Origin of the sequence: Acinetobacter sp. YH16053, from assembly GCF_013417035.1 — a bacterium.
Taxonomy (GTDB): Bacteria; Pseudomonadota; Gammaproteobacteria; order Pseudomonadales; family Moraxellaceae; genus Acinetobacter; species Acinetobacter towneri.
In genome coordinates this window covers 1-4,037 of the sequence record NZ_VPEP01000060.1, presented here as the reverse complement: position 1 = coordinate 4,037, position 4,037 = coordinate 1, and the positions used below count along the sequence as shown (strand labels likewise).

At 47.4% G+C, this 4,037-nt stretch carries 5 protein-coding genes; all 5 read left to right on the top strand.

All coding sequences use genetic code 11. The features are described from left to right. The first annotated feature begins 176 nt into the window (after positions 1-176). Complete coding sequence (locus FTV43_RS14665; RefSeq protein ID WP_015060916.1) at positions 177-842, top strand: tyrosine-type recombinase/integrase; 666 nt, start codon at positions 177-179, stop codon at positions 840-842. 189 nt (positions 843-1,031) lie between these two features. Further along, positions 1,032-2,198, top strand: a complete 1,167-nt coding sequence (locus tag FTV43_RS14660) for a tetracycline-inactivating monooxygenase Tet(X3) (protein WP_024160783.1) — start codon at positions 1,032-1,034, stop codon at positions 2,196-2,198. A 148-nt stretch (positions 2,199-2,346) separates the two neighbouring features. Further along, positions 2,347-3,084, top strand: a complete 738-nt coding sequence (locus FTV43_RS14655) for a recombinase family protein (protein ID WP_001366550.1) — start codon at positions 2,347-2,349, stop codon at positions 3,082-3,084. Then, positions 3,081-3,305 carry a hypothetical protein gene (locus FTV43_RS14650; protein WP_000743213.1) on the top strand — a complete coding sequence of 75 codons (225 nt, stop codon included), beginning with the start codon at positions 3,081-3,083 and terminating at the stop codon, positions 3,303-3,305. Before FTV43_RS14655 ends, FTV43_RS14650 begins: the two co-directional genes overlap by 4 nt. Positions 3,306-3,515: 210 nt before the next feature. Then, on the top strand, positions 3,516-4,037 hold a 522-nt coding region (locus tag FTV43_RS14645), incomplete at its 3' end, for a transposase zinc-binding domain-containing protein (RefSeq protein ID WP_179995772.1).

Sequence of the window (4,037 nt, the reverse complement as noted above, 5' to 3'; positions counted from 1 at the left end):
GTAAATTTTCAGCGTTGCTGGCTCCCCGTCAGCCGGATTGGGTTGCATCGCAGGGGTGTCGAAAGAGTCAACTGCGGTCCAAAGCTGTTGGACTTGGGTGAAAAGGGCGTTTATTCTTCCTATACGTCGATCGATTGAATGAAGGACATATACAATCATTTCTCCGACATTTGGTTATGGAGCGAAAAGTTTCAATATCTTATCAAAACCAGGCAATCAATGCGATTAAGTTTTATTACGAACGTGTTTTGGGTGGACAACGGAAAACATATTTCATCGAAAGACCAAAAAAAGAAAAAACACTTCCTGTTGTGATGAGTGAAGAAGAAACCATTCGGGTACTACGCGCTATTGAAAACGTGAAACACAAGGCTATTCTGATGACTATTTATTCGGCAGGTTTGCGCATTTCTGAATGTATAAACCTGAAAATAAAAGACATTGACTCCAAGCGCATGCAAATTCGTATAGAACAGTCAAAAGGAAAAAGAGATCGTTATACCATTTTATCTGAGAAAACATTAATTATTTTAAGAACATACTTTATGGAATATAAACCAAAAGATTATTTATTTGAAGGTCAAAAAGGTGGCGCATACTCAAGCCGAAGTATTCAAAACATTTTTAAAGCAGCTGTTTTAAAAGCAAAGATTCAAAAGGAAGTTACTGTACATACCTTACGACATAGCTTTGCAACGCATTTGCTTGAGAATGGTACGAGTTTACGTTATATTCAATCGTTGTTAGGTCATTCAAGCAGTAAAACAACTGAGGTTTATACACATATTACCACCAAGGGAATGGAACAATTAAAAAGTCCGATGGATTTGTTAGATATATAGAAAGGATTTGTATATTTGAGCAAAACTTAACAAAAAGCACTATGAATATAAATCCTTTTGAGAGAGTAGAAACGAACGGTAAACGGTTGAAAACGGATTTGTCACTGATAATGAAAGGTTTAGCAAAATAAGATATAGTGGATATATACGCCATTTGGCGTATAGCCACTTGTTATGTGCCATTTTTGAATGACAATGCGAATAGATACAGACAAACAAATGAATTTACTTAGTGATAAGAACGTTGCAATAATTGGTGGTGGACCCGTTGGACTGACTATGGCAAAATTATTACAGCAAAACGGCATAGACGTTTCAGTTTACGAAAGAGACAACGACCGAGAGGCAAGAATTTTTGGTGGAACCCTTGACCTACACAAAGGTTCAGGTCAGGAAGCAATGAAAAAAGCGGGATTGTTACAAACTTATTATGACTTAGCCTTACCAATGGGTGTAAATATTGCTGATGAAAAAGGCAATATTTTATCCACAAAAAATGTAAAGCCCGAAAATCGATTTGACAATCCTGAAATAAACAGAAATGACTTAAGGGCTATCTTGTTGAATAGTTTAGAAAACGACACGGTTATTTGGGATAGAAAACTTGTTATGCTTGAACCTGGTAAGAAGAAGTGGACACTAACTTTTGAGAATAAACCGAGTGAAACAGCAGATTTGGTTATTCTTGCCAATGGTGGAATGTCGAAAATAAGGAGCTTTGTTACCGACACGCAAGTTGAAGAAACCGGTACTTTCAACATCCAAGCTGATATTCTTCAACCGGAAATAAACTGTCCCGGATTTTTTCAGCTATGCAACGGCAACCGATTAATGGCGGGACATCAGGGCATTTTATTGTTTGCCAATCCCAATAATAATGGTGCATTGTATTTAGGAATTAGTTTTAAAACGCCCGATGAATGGAAAAATAAAATTCCCTTAGATTTTCAGGACAGAAACAGCGTTGCCGATTTTTTATTGAAAAGATTTTCCAAATGGAGTGAAGTTTACAAACAATTAATACGTTCGGTATCAACATTTCAATGCTTGCCCACAAGGAAATTTCCTTTGAACAATGATTGGAAAAGTAACCGTCCATTACCCATAACAATGATTGGCGATGCTGCTCATTTGATGTCGCCTTTTGCAGGACAGGGTGTAAATACGGGATTATTGGATGCTTTGATATTGTCTGAAAACCTTACAAACGGAGAATTTACAAGTATTGAAAATGCCATCGAAAACTACGAACAACAAATGTTTGTTTATGCAAAAGATACGCAGGACGAATCGACAGAAAACGAAACCGAAATGTTTAGTCCCAATTTTTCGTTTCAAAAATTATTGAATCTATAAACAGTAAGAAAAAACGGCTACTAACAAGCAGTTTTGCAATAGTGGGGCAGAAGTGCAAAATTGAACTTGTGTGCTTCTATCAACTTTTGTACATTAGCTGCCAGTTTAAGATGGGTGCATTTGAGTATGCCCAAAGGAGCCCGCAAGTATGCGCAGGACGAAGCCAGTAGCCGCGCCGATGGTGGCGCGGGTCTATCTGCGCGTCAGCACCGACGCGCAGGACTTGGAACGCCAAGAGGCGATCACTACGGCCGCGAAGGCCGCCGGCTACTACGTCGCCGGCATCTACCGTGAGAAGGCATCCGGCGCACGCGCCGACCGGCCTGAGCTGCTGCGCATGATCGGCGACCTACAGCCCGGCGAGGTGGTCATTGCCGAGAAGATCGACCGCATCAGCCGCCTACCTTTGCCCGAGGCCGAGCGCCTGGTGGCCTCGATACAGGCCAAAGGCGCACGCCTGGCCGTCCCTGGCGTGGTCGATCTATCCGACCTGGCGGCCGAGGCCCAGGGCGTCGCCAAGATCGTGCTGGAAGCCGTGCAGATCATGCTTTTTCGCCTGGCCTTGCAGATGGCCCGCGACGACTACGAGGACAGGCGCGAACGCCAGCGCCAAGGCATTGAGTTGGCCCGCCAGGCCGGGCGGTACAAGGGCCGCCGTGCTGATCCGAAGCGCCGCGCCCAAGTTGTCGCGCTGCGCAAGTCCGGCTACAGCATCAACAAGACCGCCGAGCTGGCCGGGTACAGTGCGGCCCAGGTGAAACGGATATGGGCCGAGGTCAGCCAGGCCGAAGCGAAGCAGCACGGCGCGTTCGTGGAGGACGCATTGACGGAAGCCGATGCCCTGGCCGCTGTCGGCCAGGATGAGCGCCAGGAGGAAAGGGCATGAAGAAGCCGAACCAAGACGACGAGCCGTTTTTCATCACCGAGGAGATTGCGGCCGAAATGATCGCCGGCGGCTATGAGTTCGAGCTGCCGCCCATTCCTTGCACCATCCGCCTACGCGACGTGCTGGAGCGCATGACCGATGCTGAGCTAGCATTGCAGCCGGGCGAGATCGCCGACCAGGAGCGTGAACGCTGCCGGCGCAAGCCGTGTTCAACCTCATGATCTGGTCATGGTATTTTTCATGGCACTGAGCCTGATAGTTCTTGCAAATTGTTGTCACTAAAGGGTTTTGTGTGCTTGTTTACAATCGAGTGGGAGTGACGGGCACTGGCTGGCAATGTCTAGCAACGGCAGGCATTTCGGCTGAGGGTAAAAGAACTTTCCGCTAAGCGATAGACTGTATGTAAACACAGTATTGCAAGGACGCGGAACATGCCTCATGTGGCGGCCAGGACGGCCAGCCGGGATCGGGATACTGGTCGTTACCAGAGCCACCGACCCGAGCAAACCCTTCTCTATCAGATCGTTGACGAGTATTACCCGGCATTCGCTGCGCTTATGGCAGAGCAGGGAAAGGAATTGCCGGGCTATGTGCAACGGGAATTTGAAGAATTTCTCCAATGCGGGCGGCTGGAGCATGGCTTTCTACGGGTTCGCTGCGAGTCTTGCCACGCCGAGCACCTGGTCGCTTTCAGCTGTAAGCGTCGCGGTTTCTGCCCGAGCTGTGGGGCGCGGCGGATGGCCGAAAGTGCCGCCTTGCTGGTTGATGAAGTACTGCCTGAACAACCCATGCGTCAGTGGGTGTTGAGCTTCCCGTTTCAGCTGCGTTTCCTGTTTGCCAGCCGGCCCGAGATCATGGGGTGGGTGCTGGGCATCGTTTACCGCGTCATTGCCACGCACCTGGTCAAGAAAGCGGGCCATACCCACCAAGTGGCCAAGACGGGCGCGGTCACC